General features: G+C 45.1%; 16 protein-coding genes, 1 tRNA gene and 1 riboswitch. Of the genes, 11 read left to right on the top strand and 6 right to left on the bottom strand.

Annotated features, from left to right (window positions below):
* The first annotated feature begins 7 nt into the window (after positions 1-7).
* The 5 genes from nuoL to A7K50_RS00965 all read left to right on the top strand — a co-directional run bounded on the left by nuoL (position 8) and on the right by A7K50_RS00965 (position 8172).
* The gene (gene nuoL, locus A7K50_RS00985; protein WP_119774404.1) at positions 8-1981 is read left to right on the top strand and encodes an NADH-quinone oxidoreductase subunit L; all 1974 of its coding nucleotides are present in this window, start codon (positions 8-10) and stop codon (positions 1979-1981) included.
* Complete coding sequence (locus A7K50_RS00980) at positions 1981-3519, top strand: NADH-quinone oxidoreductase subunit M (protein ID WP_119774403.1); 1539 nt, start codon at positions 1981-1983, stop codon at positions 3517-3519. The genes nuoL and A7K50_RS00980 overlap by 1 nt, the downstream gene beginning before the upstream one ends.
* Entirely contained in the window at positions 3519-4949 is a 1431-nt protein-coding gene (locus tag A7K50_RS00975; RefSeq protein ID WP_119774401.1) for an NADH-quinone oxidoreductase subunit N, read from the top strand. The genes A7K50_RS00980 and A7K50_RS00975 overlap by 1 nt, the downstream gene beginning before the upstream one ends.
* A 201-nt stretch (positions 4950-5150) precedes the next feature.
* A complete protein-coding gene (gene pabB, locus A7K50_RS00970) occupies positions 5151-7373 on the top strand; it encodes an aminodeoxychorismate synthase component I (protein WP_119774400.1) in 2223 nt (740 codons plus the stop codon).
* Entirely contained in the window at positions 7354-8172 is an 819-nt protein-coding gene (locus A7K50_RS00965) for an aminotransferase class IV (RefSeq protein ID WP_119774399.1), read from the top strand. Before pabB ends, A7K50_RS00965 begins: the two co-directional genes overlap by 20 nt.
* Here the strand turns inward: A7K50_RS00965 and A7K50_RS00960 are convergent.
* Positions 8148-9467 carry a ferric reductase-like transmembrane domain-containing protein gene (locus tag A7K50_RS00960; RefSeq protein ID WP_119774398.1) on the bottom strand — a complete coding sequence of 440 codons (1320 nt, stop codon included), beginning with the start codon at positions 9465-9467 and terminating at the stop codon, positions 8148-8150. The genes A7K50_RS00965 and A7K50_RS00960 overlap by 25 nt on opposite strands.
* 281 nt (positions 9468-9748) lie before the next feature.
* Here A7K50_RS00960 and A7K50_RS00955 point away from each other — a divergent pair.
* Positions 9749-9824, top strand: a tRNA-Ala gene (locus tag A7K50_RS00955).
* Between the two features lie 131 nt (positions 9825-9955).
* On the opposite strand, the gene A7K50_RS14265 is transcribed toward A7K50_RS00955, so the two are convergent.
* Complete coding sequence (locus A7K50_RS14265; protein ID WP_243103597.1) at positions 9956-10069, bottom strand: DUF3102 domain-containing protein; 114 nt, start codon at positions 10067-10069, stop codon at positions 9956-9958.
* Between the two features lie 496 nt (positions 10070-10565).
* On the opposite strand from A7K50_RS14265, the gene A7K50_RS00945 reads away from it, so the two are divergent.
* From A7K50_RS00945 to A7K50_RS00925, 5 genes are all read left to right on the top strand, one after another.
* Entirely contained in the window at positions 10566-11288 is a 723-nt protein-coding gene (locus A7K50_RS00945) for a DUF421 domain-containing protein (protein WP_026156605.1), read from the top strand.
* An 85-nt stretch (positions 11289-11373) separates the two neighbouring features.
* Positions 11374-11456, top strand: a riboswitch (ZMP/ZTP riboswitch).
* Positions 11457-11529: 73 nt separating this feature from the next.
* The gene (gene pflB / locus A7K50_RS00940; RefSeq protein WP_119774397.1) at positions 11530-13761 is read left to right on the top strand and encodes a formate C-acetyltransferase; all 2232 of its coding nucleotides are present in this window, start codon (positions 11530-11532) and stop codon (positions 13759-13761) included.
* 12 nt (positions 13762-13773) lie between these two features.
* On the top strand, positions 13774-14541 hold the full coding sequence (gene pflA, locus A7K50_RS00935) for a pyruvate formate-lyase-activating protein (protein WP_119774396.1): 768 nt from the start codon (positions 13774-13776) through the stop codon (positions 14539-14541).
* 88 nt (positions 14542-14629) lie between these two features.
* Positions 14630-15112, top strand: a complete 483-nt coding sequence (locus tag A7K50_RS00930) for a hypothetical protein (protein ID WP_119774395.1) — start codon at positions 14630-14632, stop codon at positions 15110-15112.
* Between the two features lie 66 nt (positions 15113-15178).
* The gene (locus A7K50_RS00925; protein WP_119774394.1) at positions 15179-16357 is read left to right on the top strand and encodes an iron-containing alcohol dehydrogenase; all 1179 of its coding nucleotides are present in this window, start codon (positions 15179-15181) and stop codon (positions 16355-16357) included.
* A gap of 234 nt (positions 16358-16591) precedes the next feature.
* Here the strand turns inward: A7K50_RS00925 and A7K50_RS14110 are convergent, their stop codons facing one another.
* The 4 genes from A7K50_RS14110 to A7K50_RS00910 all read right to left on the bottom strand — a co-directional run bounded on the left by A7K50_RS14110 (position 16592) and on the right by A7K50_RS00910 (position 18196).
* Positions 16592-16756, bottom strand: coding sequence for a hypothetical protein (locus A7K50_RS14110; RefSeq protein ID WP_165904891.1), 165 nt, complete (start codon positions 16754-16756; stop codon positions 16592-16594).
* Between the two features lies 1 nt (position 16757).
* A complete protein-coding gene (locus A7K50_RS00920) occupies positions 16758-17276 on the bottom strand; it encodes a CarD family transcriptional regulator (RefSeq protein WP_119774393.1) in 519 nt (172 codons plus the stop codon).
* Between the two features lie 206 nt (positions 17277-17482).
* Positions 17483-17785 carry a zinc-ribbon domain containing protein gene (locus A7K50_RS00915; protein WP_083916826.1) on the bottom strand — a complete coding sequence of 101 codons (303 nt, stop codon included), beginning with the start codon at positions 17783-17785 and terminating at the stop codon, positions 17483-17485.
* Between the two features lie 186 nt (positions 17786-17971).
* Entirely contained in the window at positions 17972-18196 is a 225-nt protein-coding gene (locus tag A7K50_RS00910) for a hypothetical protein (RefSeq protein WP_019225464.1), read from the bottom strand.
* Positions 18197-18202 lie beyond the last annotated feature (6 nt).

The raw sequence follows: 18202 nt of genomic DNA, 5'->3' as shown, positions 1-18202 counted from the left end.
TACTATAATGATTGATTTTGCTCTGAATAACGCCTGGTTGATTCCGCTGTTGCCAGCGTTGGCTTTTGCTCTGATCGTTTTTGTGACGAAAACCTCGCAAAAGCTGAGCGCCTTCATTTCCATTCTGGGCATCCTTGTATCGTTTGTACTGTCGGTTGCTATTGGGATAGGCGTACTTCAACGTGGCGAATTCTTAATAGAACATCCTTTAAAAGTCGTTGTTCCCTGGTTCAGTATGCATGGGCTCACGATCGACGTAGGAACACAGATCGATCCTACCTCGGCCATGATGCTTTTCGTGGTGACGTTGGTCGCGTCTTTGGTCCAGATCTATTCTCTCGGCTATATGCACGGAGATCCTGGATTTTCCCGTTTTTATTCCTACCTTTCACTCTTTGCCGCCTCGATGCTGGGGTTGGTCATTGCGCCGAACCTCCTGCAAATGTTTGTCTTCTGGGAACTGGTCGGCCTGTGTTCCTATCTGCTGATCGGTTTCTGGTACGAGAAGAATTCAGCGCGTGAAGCAGCGAAAAAAGCTTTTATTACCTGCCGCGCAGGGGACTTCGGCTTGTTGCTGGGGATTATCCTTCTGCAAGTGAACTTCGGAACCCTTGATCTGCAGGAACTCGCTGAAATGATCCCGAATTTTGCGCAGTACACGACCCTTTCGGCCGGCGCGCTGACCGCAATCGCGATCGTGCTGTTTCTTGGGCCCATGGCCAAATCCGGTCAGTTTCCATTCCATGTCTGGCTTCCCGACGCGATGGAAGGCCCTACTCCGGTCAGTGCACTGATCCATGCGGCTACCATGGTTGTGGCAGGGGTCTATCTGGTTGGCAGAACGCTTACGCTGTTCATTACGCTTCCTTCGGCAATGGTTTTTATAGCGATTATCGGCGGTTTCACCGCAATCTTTGCGGCCTCTATTGCCTTAACGCAGACCGAGATGAAAAAGATCCTGGCTTACTCAACGGTTTCCCAGCTCGGCTACATGATGCTGGCCCTTGGAGCAGGAAGCCTTACCGCGAGTATGTTTCATTTGTTCACCCACGCTTTCTTCAAAGCGCTGCTCTTCCTTTGCGCAGGCGCTGTGCTTCATGCGATGCACAACGAAGCCAGCATTGCGAAATACGGCGGTTTGAAAAAATACATGCCGGTCACTTACTGGACCATGCTGGTTGGCTGCCTGGCCATTTCCGGTATCTTTCCATTTGCCGGCTTCTTCAGTAAGGACCTGATCCTGGAAGTCACCTATGCTGCTTCATCGTTATCGGGACATGCTGCCGGTCCATTCCAGGGCGTCTACACGGTCCTGTTTATTCTGGCAGCGTTGACGGCCCTACTGACGGCATTTTATATGTTCAGGATGTTCTTCATCTGCTTCCACGGTGAACTCAGAAGCCATGATGCGCATCCGCATGAAGCACCGAAGACCATGACGATCCCGCTCATCATTCTTGCTGTGTTTTCGCTGGCCGGCGGCTGGGTAGGCTGGCCGGGACTTGGGGAAGGACATGCTTTTGGTTACTTCATCCGATTGGGCCATTTCCATGAGGTGGAAACCAACTGGTTCCTGATCATCCTGTCAACAGCTTTGGCGTTGATCGGAATTGGAACGGCTGCGCTGTTCTATCTGAAGAAGACATTCTCAGCTGAAGCCGTTGCCCAAAAGATCCCGTTCCTGTATAAGCTTTCGCTGAACAAATACTATATCGATGAATTTTACCTCTGGATCATCCGTCACATCATTGATGCATTCGGCCGGATTTTGTGGTGGGTTGATGTGGTTGTGGTCGACGGTATTGTCAACGGTCTCGCGAAGCTTACCCGGGATTCGGGTGATGCTGCCCGCAGAGTCAATACAGGACAGCTTCAACACTATGCCATGGTCTTTTTTGTCGGCGTAATCGTTCTGATTATGCTATTAACGACGGCAGACTTAAGTCAACTGAATATCGGGCTGCTGGGAGGTGTCAAGTAATGAATTTTCCTGTCTTAACCACCATTTTACTGGCACCGATCATCGGTGCGCTGATCAGTGTCTTTATACCGAAAGAGAAATCCGGCGCGATCAAAGCCGTTGCCGGCATCACGACGTTTATTTCCCTTGCCCTGTCCATTTTTGTGTATTATATTTATTACACGCAGAACTTGGCTGTCGGCGGGTTCGCCTTTACGGAAGATATTCCGTTTGTGACGGATTTGGGTGTTGTCTATTCGCTTGGGGTTGACGGCTTGAGCCTGCCGCTCCTGCTGCTGACCAACGTTATTGGTTTTTCAGCAGTGTTTTCCCGTTCCTGGAGTGTCGAGAAAAGAGCCAAAGAGTTCTATATCCTGCTGCTGATCCTGATTGCCGGGGTTATGGGAACTTTCATTGCCAGAGACCTGTTTATCTTCTTCTTGTTCTATGAAGTGGTGGTCATTCCAATTTACATCATGGTAATCATCTGGGGAAGCGGCAGCAAAACAAAAGATGTTAACAAAGAATACGCCGGTATGAAACTGACGATCTATCTACTGATCGGAAGTGCCTTCCTTCTGGCCGGATTGATTTGGATGTATGTATTGGCCGGCAATATGCTCGGAACGCCAACCTTTGATATTGAAAAGCTCGCGACACTGAACTTCTCCGAAAATCTTCAGATTGCGATCTTTGGCCTGATGGCGCTTGGCTTCACGTCCCTGATCTCCATGTTTCCATTTCACTCTTGGTCACCGGACGGATATGCCGGTGCGCCGACTGCGGTTTCCATGATTCACGCCGGTGTTCTGAAAAAGATTGGCGGCTATGGTCTTATCCGGATCGGTATCTTTATCTTCCCGCTCGGTGCTAAATTCTGGGCGCCGCTGATTGCGATCCTGGCTGTCTGCAACGTGCTGTACGCGGCGTTCATCAGCCTGGCCCAAAAAGACATGAAATATGTCGTCGGATATTCCAGCGTGAGCCATATGGGTTTCGTACTGATCGGTATCGCATCGCTTAATGTAATTGGTTTGAACGGTGCGGTTGCCAATATGTTTGCGCATGGTGTCATGGCGGCTCTGTTCTTCTCGGTCGTCGGCTATATCTATGCTGAAACGAAAACCAGGCATATCCCTGATCTCGGAGGGGTCGCACATCAGATGCCGCGTCTAGCCGGTGTGTTCCTAGTAGCGACGATGGCTTCGGCCGGATTGCCGGGCTTAATCACGTTTGTTCCTGAGTTCACCGTATTTATGGGCGCTTTTAGCGAACCTGCCATCAGGATTCCTGCGATTCTGGCCCTGACGGGAATTATTATTGGAGCCGTCTATGTCCTCAGAATGGCAGCCAATGTACTGTTTGGGCCACGCAAGACAGAATGGGACGGGAAAATGGATATCAAAGGCTCCTATATGATTCCGGTCATCGTTCTGGTCGCGTTCACCGTCATCTTCGGTTTATTCCCATCCTTGCTGATGGATATGGTCAATTCAGGGATAGAGCCTATTGCTGAAAGACTGGTCGAGGCCAGCTCCCAGATAGGAGGTAACCTGTAATGAATATAAACTTTTCTTTATTTACCACTGAAATTGCAACGGCACTTCTTGGACTGGTGATCCTGGCTGTCGGCTTGTTCCTGTCCAAAGAAAAACGGCATAGGCTTGGTTACGTCATTGCCGTGGGACTTGCGGTGATCCTGGTATACAGTTTCGGAAGCTATGGACAGAATACCAGTGTGATGGACGGCATGTTCATCGTCGATGATTTTGCCGTGTTCTTTAAACAGCTGTTCCTGATAGCTGCCGTTCTGGTCATCCTGACCTCGACAGTCTATGTCAAAAAAATGGGCGGCAACTATGAGTTCTATGTCATTACGCTCGTGGCTGCGCTGGGCATGATGGTGCTGGTTTCCGCCGGAGACCTGCTGACACTTTATGTCGCGCTGGAAACCATGACAATTTCATTCTACATCCTGGCAGGCTACAAGACCGATCTGAAGTCCTCTGAAGCCGGGGTCAAATACCTGATTCTTGGAGCGGTCTCCTCCGGAATCCTGCTGTACGGTTTAAGCCTGGTCTATGGCATGACTGGTACGTTTGTGATCCGTGATATTGCTGAAAGCATTAAGCAGATGGATGGATTGTCACCGGCGATTCTCGTCGGAATCATCTTCCTGCTGTCAGGACTTGGCTTTAAAGTTTCGCTGGTGCCTTTCCATATGTGGTCACCCGATGTCTACGAAGGTGCGCCGACACCTGTCACCACCTTCCTCGCCACCGGGTCCAAAGCGGCTTCTTTTGCAGCGTTGGCCCGTATCCTGATTGAAGCACTGCCAAGCTACAGCGGACAATGGACGTATATCCTGGCGATTATGGCTGCGATGACGATGGTGATCGGAAACATTGCTGCCATTCCGCAGACCAATATCAAGAGAATGCTTGCGTACTCAAGTATCGCGCAGGCCGGCTATATTATCACGGGGATTATCGCTATGAGTTCCGCTGGGATCAAAGCAGTTGCGTTCTATTCGATGGTGTATGTGTTTGCGACGATCGGTGCTTTTGCGGTTGTCATCACATTCTCCCAGAATACGGGGAGTGAAGAGATTAAAGATTATGCAGGGCTTGCCCAGCGTTCACCGTTTATGGCCGCCGTGCTGACGGTATGTCTCCTGTCGATGGCAGGGATACCGCCTCTCGCCGGTTTTGTCGGCAAACTTTATTTGTTTTCTTCGATCGTCAACCAGGGCTATTTATGGCTTGTCATTCTCGGTCTGGTCATGAGCATGGTTTCCGTCTATTACTATTTGCTTGTGGTTAAAGCCATGTATATGAACGATCCTATATCCAGCACACCGATCAAGGTTCCGGTCGGAACCAATGTTACCCTACTGCTGATTCTGGTCCTTACGCTGGTTCTCGGTATCTATGCCGAACCACTGTCAGTACTGGCAAATATGGCTGGAAATGCGATGTTTCCTTTCTAAATGTAAGTTAAGCAAAATTTGTTCAGATAGTCGAGAGACGTCTCAGTTATATATGAGACGTCTTTTCTCATCTTAGCGTTGATAATTTTTGGAGCAAGGCTGTAAAATCACGGAATCTGTGATATATTATCTCTACCTGGATAACGTGTTATTTCGGCATGATTTAACTATTTATTGACAATCAGCAAAGGAGAATTATAGGTGATATTCATCTTGGATAATTATGACTCATTCACATACAATCTGTATCAGTATTTCGGAGAACTGGAGGAGGAAGTACTTGCTCGGCGTCCTGAGGAGTGTACGATTGCCTGGATCCAGCAGCTGGAACCGGAGCTTATTGTGATTTCTCCGGGTCCCTGCTCACCGAATGAAGCGATCTTTGCGCTGGAAGTCATCCGGCATTTCCAGGGAAAAATCCCGCTGCTGGGCATTTGCCTTGGACATCAGGCGATCGGGCAGGTTTTTGAGGCTGAAGTTGTCCGGGCCAAGACGCCGGTCCACGGCAAAGTATCGAGCATCACGCATGACCGGTCCGGCGTATTCCGAGATATTGCCAGCCCGTTTACGGTAACCCGCTACCATTCTCTGGCCCTGCGCAGAAACAGTATACCTGCTGACTTTATTATTTCCGCGGAAACAGAAGACGGTCAGGTGATGGGAATCCGTCACCGCTATTTGCCGATTGAAGGAGTACAGTTCCATCCAGAGGCCATTCTTACAGAAAACGGTCATCAGATGCTGCGGAACGCAGTACAGGATGCCCGCAGGTGGCTCAGTGAACACGGTGAATCAAAGATGATTCAAGCGTTAAAAGCATCAGTAATACCACAAACAATTCAGAAAACAGGAATGCCAGGAATACCAGGATCAGTAATGATATTGGAAACACCAGGATTAAAAATATCAGAAACCCACGGAGCGCCTGATGAAGGCGAAATCAAGCAGAATGTCTGGCAGGTTAGGCCTTTTATCACAGATTTGAAGCCGTTCGAGCTGCTTCAGGTGTTTAAAAATACCAGAGATCCTTTCTTCTTGGACAGCGGGGACGGCTATACCGAGCTTGGGAAGTATTCTTATTTCGGGGCGGATCCTTTTATAAAGATCAGTGCTTATAGACATCAGTATAGCATCGCAAAAAACTGCAAAGACGAGGAACTGATCGCTTATTCCGCAGGGCAGTACAGCCTTACAATTTTGAACGATTATGTCTTGAAACATCAGGCTCCTTCCGCGGCACCTTTTCCATTTGCCGGAGGGGCTATCGGATACTTCAGCTACGATCTGAAAAATGAGATTGAAGAATTGCCGATACGGGTTAAAGATGACCTTGGGATGCCGCTCTGGCGGCTGGCCTGGTATGACGGGATTGTTGTCTACGAACACGCAACGGGAACTTACAGTCTGACAGCCTGCGGCATGACGGATCAGGGCTGCTGCGACGCCTCTCTTGCGCAGGAAAGACTTGATAAACTGGAGAAACTTCTCCAGCACTATGTAGAGGAACAATATTTGGCCAATGGTTCAGCAGAGCGTTCCTGCACAGGGAATGAATTAGCTGTTTCCGGTATTTCCTTTGCCGAAATCCATAAAGCTGTCTCCCGGGAACAATATTACAGGGATCTGCAGCAGGTTATCGATTACATTTATGCCGGTGATATTTATCAGGCGAATCTGAGTCAGATGTTCAGTGTCAGGTATGAAGGAGATCCCTGGGATTTGTATGAACAGCTTCATCGCAAGAATTCTGCTCCGTTTGCTGCGTTCTTGCCGTATCCCGATTTTCAGATCCTGTCATCCTCTCCGGAACGGTTTATTCAGATTACACCGGACGGAAATATTGAAACGCGTCCAATCAAGGGAACCCGGCCAAGGGGGAAAACGCCGGAGGAAGACCAGAAACTTGCAGATAAGCTGGTTAATAGTGAGAAAGACAGGGCTGAACTTACCATGATCATCGATCTCGAACGCAATGACCTTGGAAGGATCTGTGAGTTTGGATCGGTGCTTACCACAGAACTGCTGACCCTGGAGAAATACCCGACTGTCTGGCATCTCGTTGCCACAGTTGTTGGGAAACTTAAGAAATCCTTACAACCGGAAGAACTGATCAAAGCCATTTTTCCGGGCGGCTCGATTACCGGCGCGCCCAAAATCAGAGCAATGGAAATTATCGATGAGCTTGAACCGTACAACAGGGGTGTTTACACCGGGAGCATCGGCTATATTGGTTTCGACGGGGCTTGGGACCTGAACATTGTGATCCGGACCATTCTGCTGAAAGAGAAAATGGCGTATCTTCATACCGGTGGAGGGATTGTTGCCGATTCGATCCCCCAAAAAGAATATGAAGAAACGATCCATAAAGCAGGAAGACTCCTGGAAGTTTTGGGGGTAAAGCTTGATGGGAAATCAGAAAAGTAAAAACAGAAGCTTCGATAAAATCGAGCCTGTCGGTGTCTTTGAAACGATAAAGGTTACTGCCGACGGGCTTATCGTGCCTGAACTGCATTGGGAGAGGATGAGCAAGGGCGGTAAGCTTCTTGGAATCACCATTCCCGCTTATGAGGAATGGCTGAACAAGATCGAAACTTACCTAAGAGAAACTAAAATTGAGCAGCTGCCTTTTGCTTTGAGAGCAGAAATCAGGAAAGATCCGAGTCTGATTTCCAATCAAAGCCAAAACCATAATCATAATCATAATAACCAGTGGCTTTTCAGCACTAGAGCGATTTCCTATACTCGTGAACAATATGAAGAGGGTGTTCGGGTTGTGTTTATGCCAGAACACCGGGTTGACCCTATACCGCTCAACTACATTAAATCCGCAGATTTTCTGGATACTGCCGCTGCCCTGCGCGCGGTGCAGGGCGGCGGTGCGTTTGAAGGGATCTGGTTGAACAGCAGGGGCCAGATAATTGAGGGGACTAGAAGCAATGTTTTCTTTGTAAAGAATGGGCATCTTTATACGCCTTCTCTGGAAAGCGGCTGCCTGGCCGGTATCAGAAGAAGGATCGTGATAGAAAAAGCCCTCGAGCTGACCATACCGTTCAGTGAAGGTGTTTATTATCCTGAAGACTTATTGAATGCTGATGAAGTTTTCCTTACCAATTCCCTGATGGAGGTCATGCCGGTAAGTGAACTGGAAGAAAAAGTATTTCGGCTTGATGGAACACTTGGGCGTCGGCTGCTCCTTGCCTATTTGAACTGGAAAAACTCGTAGTGAAAATGTCCCATATGCAGGCCGCAGGTCTTTAATTCTCTTTCCAGTTTGATCCTCATCGGTTCCGGGCCGCAGAAATAGACATCAACAGTTTCGGTCTTGGGCACCGCTTCGCAAATAGCTTCGGCATCCAGGAACCCTTTCGTCTGGAGATCATGCAGATGCACGCGAATATCGCTCCCGGCTGCAAGGTTTTTTATTTCATCCAAATAGGGTCCTTCGGCTTCGTTGTTATAACAGTAAAACAGGTCAATGGAATATTGCGGAGGGATCGCAGACTGGTAAAAGCTGCGAAATGGCGTAATGCCGATTCCGCCCGCTAGCCAGACCTGACGGTTTGATCCGGCCTTATAATCGAAGCGGCCATGGGGGGAGGTTACGGCAAAAGTATCTCCCTCCTGAACGTTTTCCAGTAAAGCAGAGGTGTGATCTCCCAAAGCCTTAATCGCAAACTGTATCTCATTCTTTCGGAAAGACTGGCTTATCGTGAACGGATGAGAAGGAAATTTTTTGCCTTCCTCGGTAAACTTGATAAAAGTAAATTGTCCTTCTTTATAGCGGATTCCTTTATTAAAGACTTTGCCGGTGATTTCAAGGGTATCTTTGGCGACCGTGCGGATGTTCGTTACGACATAGCGGGACTGAAATGCTGTTCTTTCATAGAATCCTATACTGTAGATTGCCGAAGTCAGACCGACCAGATTGACCAGATTCAGCCACAGCCCCAGGGCGCTTAAGCCTGTAACGGCATAGTCCGAGCTGCCGTAATAATGAATAATTCCGATCATATAAGGAATGAAAAAGAGCTTGTGGATGTTCTTCCATTTTTCATAATTCATTTTCCAGATGAAGAGGGCAAGCAAAATTAAGACGATAAAAAGCAGCATACTCAAATTAGCGATCCCGGAAAAAAACTCCGCCCCATTTTCTACCCCTGGTGGCGGCCCATTCAGACCATGTGGACCCGGTCCCAAATTAGCTCTGTTTTCCCCGTAATGATTGCCCTTGCCTGCATCAAGCGTAAACCGATGCACAAAGATCAAAAGAACACTTATGATACTTAAAACTTTATGGTAAAGGTAGCTTTTATCCAGGCCATGGAACAGGGAGTCCAGCAGCGGATGACGGGTTGAAATAAAATTGACCCAGGCAAAGCAGACCAGCATGAGTGAAGCAGCCATCTCGGAGTATTGTCTGATCGGGGTAACATCCTTTAATGGTTCGCTGACTGACCAGAAGATAAAGGTCAGGATCAAAGTAAGCAGAATGAACAAAGGGCCTTGACGTTCACGCATGTTTTTATCCTCCAAGTGTAATAGAATAGTAAAGGAATAAAGCAATCATACTATAGTGCTGCTATAGTATGATGAGGTAATATATTCCACACAGACCTGCTTTTTTCCTTTAAGCGCTGTTGGATACAGTGTATCACATCTGCAATTCCCCATCAGAATCAGGTGTTTATCAAAAAATAGTCCGGGATCATCATTTTTATCAGCTAACTCTAGCGGAAACTAGGATTATTCAGTATAATATACCCGTGTGAATTAAATAATTGTTTTTGTTTCAAAACAGTGGGGATGTAGCTCAGCTGGGAGAGCGCTTGCTTCGCATGTAAGAGGTCGTGGGTTCGAATCCCATCATCTCCACCAAAATTTGTCCGGGAACCCGCTATTCATGCGGGTTTGCAGTTTTTAAAGCAGGAATTTTCCTCTTTTTTTTATTTGATTGCCGGGTTATCCGTTTTAATATCCAAATTCGTTCTAATCGCGCCTGGGAAAAACTAAGATTCGAATCCGGATTCGAATCTGGCAAGCCACTTTCCCCACTTCCCATATGGAATCGCTGCCTTGGCCTCCGTCAGGCAGGCCTTGATTTGAACGCAGTTCTGGAGCATGATTTTGTCGGTCCCGTTTTTAATTAAGTTAATCTCGGTGGCGATTTACGAGGGTGTCCGAGCAGATAATTTAACATTCATTCTGGTTACACTCTCTTAACTAATGATATTTTACAGATAACGCTATAAAATATTTTGGTCTCCAGACGAGTGTGAGGGTTTCAGCCCCGGTCTGGCGGGATGACCGTGCCAAAAGGATGTTCAGATAGACATAAGCGGAGCTTTTGGGTCGGGATATTGTCACGAATATGTAAAACTACCTTTTTCCTGGTTTGCAATTTAAGAAGCTTGAAAGCATTGTAAACGTTCTGTCTTATCATTGGTTACATTATATTCGGCAATCAGATGACTGGTTTGATCGACCGCCGTTTGTACTCTTGAAGCAACAGGCGAAAAAAATAAAAGGTGGATTGATAAGGCATTTGGTGTATAATTCTTTGTCTTTGAATGTATAATACGCATAATAATTGGGTCGAGTTATACAGGGGTGATTACCATGAACGATAATATCATCGGTATTCTAGATATTGTGCTCAGAAGCATACTTTCAGTTATTATCTTATTTTTGTTAACTCACTTATTGGGAAAAAAACAACTCTCTCAATTAAGCTTTTTTGATTACACAATAGGCATTTCTATTGGTTCCATTGCTGCATCTTTAGCAATAGATAATGAAATTCCTTATTTACACGGAATACTCGGAATTCTTATTTATGGTAGCTTTGTATTGCTGTCTTCTTATGTATCCCGGAGAAGTATCCGGGCCAGAAAATTTTTATGTGGAGTACCGACGATTTTGATACAGAATGGCAAATTGATCGAACAAAACCTAAAGAAAGCCAGATTTCATATCAATGAAGTAATGGAGGAATGCAGGAACAAAGGTGCATTTAGTATTAGCGATGTAGAAAACGCAATCCTTGAGACAAGCGGCCAAGTCAGTATTCAACTTAAAGCACAAAAACAGCCTTTAACACCTGAAGATATGAATATAAATACTTCCGCTAAAGGTATTGCTGCCAACCTGATTATTGACGGAACAGTCTTAAAAAAACATCTCAGCCTTGTGAATCGGGATGAAAAGTGGTTAACTCATGAATTGAAGAAACAAAAGGTTAATTCGGCGCAAGAAGTTTTACTGGGGTCTCTTGATTATGACGGCACATTGCATATAGACTTAAAAAACAATGATCCAGTCCCTTTTGACGTACTTGAATAATCGTTATTCTGTTCGAGCTTTGAATAAACATAACTCCATACAAACGGGTAATTGACAAAGTTATTACATCCATAATAAAATATCGGTAAGCTTCCAAGACTGGCGGACATATGGGTTTAACCATAAGGGATTGGAAGAGTTCAAACGTCGACCGCCTGGGCAGTATAAATATTGTCCAGGTTTTTTTATTTTCTGAATCACCCTCATAAAATTTAGAACCTGGCAAATCAGGAGGGTTAACGTGAATAATACAGGATGGGAAAACTTCAAAGATGGCAGATGGCAGCAGGAAATTGATGTCAGGGACTTCATACAAGCAAATTACCAGCCTTATGAAGGAGATGAAACTTTTTTAACGGAGGTAACGAACCGGACTCAGGATATCCTAGAGAAACTTTCAAGGTTGCAAAAGCTTGAGAAGGAATTTGGCGGCGTGCTGGATATCGATACCTCAACGGTTTCTTCATTGCTAAGCTATGGACCGGGCTATCTGGACAAGGAAAAGGAACTTATCGTTGGCATTCAGACCAACAGGCCGTTAAAAAGAGGGGTCAATCCTTTTGGCGGGATCAATATGGCCAGGAAGGCCTGCAAGGCCTATGGTTATACCATGGATGAGAAAATCGAAAGAGAGTTCTTTTACAAGACGACGCACAATGACGGTGTTTTCCGTGTCTACACCGATGAGATGAAGGAAGCTCGCAGGAGCGGAGTCATTACCGGACTGCCGGATGCCTATGGACGGGGAAGGATCATCGGGGACTACAGGCGTGTAGCACTATATGGCGTTGACAGGCTGATTGCAGGGAAAAAAGAAGATAAGCGCAAAAAGGGTCAGCTGCTGATGGACATGGAGAATATCAAAGTAAGCGAAGAATTGTACAAGCAGATCGATTTTTTAGAAAAGCTGAAAAAGATGGCGGAGCTTTACGGTTTCGATATATCCCAACCGGCCGTAGATTTTAAAGAGGCGGTCCAGTGGTTGTATTTTGGCTATCTTGGCGCGATTAAGGAACAGAACGGTGCCGCCATGTCCCTGGGAAGGGTCAGCACATTTCTGGATATCTATGCTCAGCGGGATATTGATCAGCAAAGATTGACCGAACAGCAGGTCCAGGAGATCATAGACGATTTCATCATTAAACTGAGAATGGCCCGGCATCTTCGGACACCTGAATACAATGAGCTTTTTGCCGGGGATCCCATGTGGATCACGGAGGCTATCGGAGGTATGGGCGGGGACGGAAGGACGCTGGTTACTAAAATGTCCTACCGTTTCTTGCATACGCTATATAATCTGGGGCTGGCACCCGAGCCTAACCTAACAGTGCTGTGGTCCACGGCACTGCCGGAGGCTTTTAAACGTTATTCCGCCAAGGTGTCTATCGATACCGACTCTATACAGTATGAGAATGACGATGTAATGCGTCCTTTATATGGGGATGACTATGGGATCGCCTGTTGTGTATCGGCGATGAAGATAGGCAAGCAAATGCAGTATTTCGGAGCACGCTGCAACCTGCCAAAGATGTTGCTTATGGCTTTAAACGGCGGAAGGGATGAAATCACCGGCAAACAGGTCGGGCCTGTATCCGAAGGGGTTAAGGACGGTTTGCTGGAATACGGGGATGTCATGAAGCGCTTCGCTTTTTATCAGGGATGGCTCACCAGGCTGTATGTCAATACCATGAATGTCATCCATTATATGCATGACCAGTATGCCTACGAGAAGCTGCAGATGGCATTGCATGACACGGATGTCGAACGCTTTATGGCTTTCGGAATCGCCGGACTTTCCGTGGTTGCGGATTCTTTGAGTGCGATCAGGTATGCCAAAGTCCGGGTAGTCAGAAACGAGAAAGGCCTGATCCAGGACTTTGAAATAGATGGAGAATACCCACGGTTTGGCAATGATGACGACCGTGTGGATTTGATTGCTGCAGAGTTGACAGAGGATTTTATCGAGGAACTGAGAAAGACGCCTGCTTACAGGAACGCCGTGCACACCCTTTCGGTGCTGACAATTACCTCCAATGTGGTCTACGGCAAAAAGACAGGTGCAACCCCGGACGGAAGGAAAAAGGGCGAAGCTTTCGCTCCCGGTGCTAATCCGATGCACAACAGAGAGGCAAACGGGGCACTTGCATCGTTGAATTCTGTTTCAAAGCTTCCGTATGAAGCCTGCCGGGACGGGATATCCTGTACTTTTTCCATAACTCCTTCCACCATCGGCAAGAACCCTGAGGAACAGAAGAGCAACCTGGTAGCGGTCTTAGACGGCTATTTTGATATGAAGGCCCATCACATCAATGTTAACGTTTTGAACCGTGAACAACTGATTGACGCTATGGAGCATCCGGAACGCTATCCCAACCTGACGATACGCGTATCGGGTTATGCAGTCAACTTCAACAAGCTAAGCCGTCAGCAGCAGCAGGAGGTCATCAGCAGGACCTACCATGAAAGGTTATGAGGCAGTAAGCAGATGAGCGGCAAAGCGGAAGAGATAGGAAAGATGGGAAGGATACACTCCATTGAGACCCTTGGAGGAGCGGATGGACCTGGATTGAGAATGGTTATTTTCATGCAGGGATGTCCATTGCGCTGTATCTATTGCCATAATCCCGATACTTGGGATAGGAAGGGGGGGAGGGAGTTTACCGCGGAAGCTTTGGTGCAAAAAGCCATGCGTTACCGCACTTACTTTGGCCGGGAAGGCGGTGTCACGCTCTCCGGCGGAGAGCCGCTTATGCAGCCCCTTTTTGCGGCAGGACTGTTTAAACAGCTTAAAAAGGCCGGTATCAACACGGCTCTGGATACTGCCGGCACAATACTGTCGGAGGAGGTAGCCGAGGTTCTGGCAAATACCGACACAGTCCTGCTGGATATCAAAATGCCGGATCAAGAGCGGTATGATCAATATATCGGAGGCAGTCTAAGTACGACAATGGATTTTCTACATGCGGCTTCGGCGGCAGGCTGCCGGATATGGATACGGCATGTGGTAATACCGGGCATCAACGACAAGAAAGATGATATTGTTAGCCTGTGCAGTCTTATTCGTGATAGCGGAGTAGCGGTAGAACGATTAGAGCTATTGCCTTATCACAAGATGGGTATTGAAAAATATAAGCTGCTGGGACTGTCATACCGGCTGGCCGATGTTCAGGAACTCGAAGAAGGAAGACTTGCCGAGTTGCTGAAGTATTGTTCCAAAGAGCTGCCGGAACGACTCCGGGCTATTAAAAAATGAAAACGTTAGGAGCTCTTCTAATATCCGAATAATTTAATGCCTTAATGGATATCCTAAGCTTGCATATAATATAAAGGGGATTGCAGTAATGCCAATTTTTTTGTTGCATCCGTTTTATGCTGTGACTTTTACTTTGCTCTTAATCGTCATTGTGCCTAAAAAAGATATTCGACGATTATCTTTGTTTGGTGTTGTCTTAGGTGGAATGATGGATTCTATTGTCCACGCTTTCGGGTATTTTACTGGATTATTTTATTGGACGGATTTTGGCCCTTTTGGCTTCATTGGCGTTCATCTTTTTGCCAATATTGCCTGGACAGCGTTTTTCATTATCTATTTTTATTATTTACCAAAACAAAAGCCGTTTTATTATATTTCTATCGCAGCAGGAGTGTTTGCTTCGATCTTATACTATAATCTATTGCTTGATATAGGGATTTTTGAGGCTTCCAGCAGATTAATTCTGCCACTGATCGGTTTTACGGTTTGGTTTTTGGTTGCCACATGGGCATTTTTGAAATGGAGCCATTTTGTCGAGGATAAAAGCAGAGAGAAGATGTATCCCTATTAAGTATTGCGATTAAGCAATGCTTGAGGCTTTTTCATATTAATAATTCACTTTGTAAAGGGTGGGTGATTGGCCTTGGAAAATACCCATAATTTTTTTATCCCTAAAACCAATTTAATCGGCGTTGGGGCAATTAAGGATCTTCCTAATCAATTATTGTCCTGGAAATTAAGTAAAGCGTTGATTGTGACTGATAAGAATATGATCAAACTTGGGTATGTTGAAAATATTGAAAAGATACTGAAGAGTCTATTTATTTCCTACGATATTTTTGACGGGATTTTACACCCCAATCCGACAGTATCTTTTGTTGAGGATGGATTAAGATATTTCAAGCATGGCTGGAATGTCTTTAAACGAGACTATAAATTAATCATTTCCATCGGCGGCGGGACAAATCATGATTGTGCAAAAGCAATTGCTGCAGTCGCTGTAAACGGTGGCTCGATTATAGACTATGAAGGATATAATAAAATAATTAAACCGATGATCCCTCTTATTACAATCAACACAACGGCTGGCTCTGCAGCAGAAGTAACAAATACTGCAATCGTCACGGACAATACAAGAAAGGTGAAAATGGTAATCACTTCAGCTTTATTGACACCGTTTATATCCGTAAACGATCCAATTTTTATGACCACGATGCCGAAGGAAGTAACATCCAGTTCTGGAATAGATGTTGTCTCGCATGCGATAGAAACGTTTGTTTCGACAGAGGCATTTCCGATTACAGATGCTTTGGCTTTGGATGCATTGAGGTTGTCATTTGAGTACTTACCGAGAGCCTATGAGAACGGCAATGATTTGGAAGCCAGAGAAAAAATGATGTATGCCAATATAATGGCAGGGCTTGCTTTTAATAACGCCGGTTTGGGTTATGTGCATGCAATGGCGCATCAGCTGGGTGGTTTTTATAATGGAACGCATGGATTCAATAATGCGGCTTTGCTACCCCATGTTTTTAGATTCAATTCCACGGCGATACCGGAACATCGGATTTTGAAATTATGCGAAGCCATGGGCACTGTTACACGTCATAAGGATCAAGCAATAAATATTATTATCGAATCAATTAAACACTTGTCTTCTGTAATTGGTATCCCCGAAAAACTATCAATGTTGGGTCTTAAAGAAGGTGATATTGAAAAGCTAGCCAATAATGCGATGAAAGACATTTGCACGTTAACCAACCCCAGACAGGGATCGATTGAAGATATCATCAATATCTACCAAGCTGCATTATAAAGCTCCTTAACTCTTTTTCCCGAAAAATACAGTTTCTTAAGCTTTTAAACGACCTTCTAAGGGCTTTATTTTTCTTTTAGGCTATTGTTTTTCAGGGGTCAATAGGGTTCAGGCTTAGAGCTAAAAACACCCTTCATCAGCCCCTATGTAGTAAAAAAGATCCTGGATTTTAAACCCAGGGTCTTGAGAAAAGAGCTATGAATATACTTAAAATCACTGGTGGTATGGTATAATTTAAACTTCTTTGGTTTTATCTAAACCAAACTGCTCTGCGTATTTGTTGTATAAAATTAGATCAAATCTGCCATTTTTTTCAGCAGCGGGTTTGATATCGATCAGAAACTGAAGCTTCTGTTTTTTTGATAAATAACTAAAATCATACCAAGTATACAGTTTCAAATTATTTTACCTCCCGAAATTCTAGATCTAAAACGTCAGCCGCTAACACTGAATCTAATAAATCTGTTGCTTTCTCTTTAGTCATACATCTTACTTGCATCATTTCACTAATAAACATATAACGGGCACCTTCCAACATTTTGGTATCTTCTTTTCCCAATTTACCAAGGAGGCTTTTTCGCGTTAAATCACGGATTATCTCTGTTCCTTTGAGAATATCACCGCTTTTCATCTTTTTGGTATTTAAATCAGTACAGTATTTCTGATTTTTATAAAGCAAGGGATCAGTAACTCCCTTATTAAAATTTTCAAGAAGATCCTCAAAGACGGAGGGTTGAACCAGCTTCCGGATGCCAAAGCTTTCAGCTTTATCCTGAGGAATCATCATCTGCATCCTGGTTTGGGGTACATTAACAATATAGTAAATTCTTTTTTTCCCCAAGATTTCCTTTTCTTCAATAGCTTCGATAGTTCCGACTCCATGCAAAGGATAGATAATCTGATCGCCAACTTGAAACATATATTCACCTCCCTGAGTCAGTACCTTATTAAGCATATCATATAAAACAATATATAGCAAATCAATTATTTTATCATTTATAAAAATGTATGTCAATGATTAATGTAATTAAATACATCCTTGCGAGCTGCTTAACGAATAAAAAGGCCTGAAATAAAGCAGCCTCCCTAGTGTTACATCCTAGGAAGGCTGCTTCTTTCAGACAATTACCAATTATTTCGTGTGCGTGGTTGGTAACAATCACGACAATAAACCGGTTTATCACCTGATGGTTGGAAAGGGACTTGAGTCTCTTTTCCACAAGTAGCACAGACAGCTGGGAACATTTCTCGTTGCGGACGACCGTATTGGTTGTTGGATCTTGACTGTGCTTTTCTCGCAGAGCGACATTCCGGACATCTGCCAGGCTCATTGGTAAATCCCTTTTCTGCGTAGAATTCTTGTTCGGAAGCGGAGAAGGAAAACTCACTTCCACAGTCCTTACAGGTTAAAACTTTGTCTTCAAACATAAAAAAACCTCCAAAATATATTACCCGCTTTATGGGAAGAATTCATAGCTTCCCATAGCTTTAGGCAATGGAGAGGTTATTAGTAAATCCACAAAATGAACGAGCTGCTTAAGTATAACTGCAATGAAAGTATATGTCAAAGGAATATTTCAAATATATAGCAAATTTGGTGGAGTTTTTTTGATTCTAGTAATAACTCAGTTTTAATATATCCTTGAACAAATATTCCATGCCTTTGACTGGGCTGGGTATTTTGACATCTGCTGCTTGTAATAGAGCCAGTATAAACGCTAACACAAAAAAGACCGAAAAGACGGCAAGTTCCCGCCAATGCTTATTTCTGACAAGAGCAGGGATTTCAAATAATCCTATGGCCACAAAAGCTATCGTTAATAAAAAAATCACGGCCATTTCCTT

Origin of the sequence: Dehalobacter sp. MCB1, assembly GCF_003590275.1 — a bacterium.
In the GTDB taxonomy this organism is placed as follows: domain Bacteria; phylum Bacillota; class Desulfitobacteriia; order Desulfitobacteriales; family Syntrophobotulaceae; genus Dehalobacter.
The sequence above is the reverse complement of the archived record's forward strand: the minus strand, read 5'-3'. Positions and strand labels throughout refer to the sequence as shown.